A 236-nucleotide genomic window follows, 5' to 3' on the forward strand; every position below is an offset into this window, starting at 1 on the left:
GAACGCTGAGTATCACCTGCACCGTCAGTAACAATATAAGTAATTACAGGCACAGCACCATTAAAGTTATCATTCGGAGTAAAAGTGTAACTACCATCGGCATTTAAAGTGAGTTCACCTTCAGCGAGAGTAACGGTATCACCAGCATTATAGGTATTCCCACCAACCGTAAAGCTGGTTACCGTGAGTGGACCATCAGCAGTTTCTGCATTGTCTAACACATTGCCTGTGGCTGT

General features: G+C 44.1%; 1 protein-coding gene. It reads right to left on the reverse strand.

From position 1 onward, the window contains the following. Positions 1-236, reverse strand: a 236-nt coding sequence (locus tag H4J67_RS20225; protein ID WP_182204962.1) for a cadherin-like domain-containing protein, incomplete at both ends; no start/stop codon positions are given.

Origin of the sequence: Colwellia sp. BRX10-4 (genome assembly GCF_014077465.1) — a bacterium.
In the GTDB taxonomy this organism is placed as follows: Bacteria; Pseudomonadota; Gammaproteobacteria; order Enterobacterales; family Alteromonadaceae; genus Colwellia_A.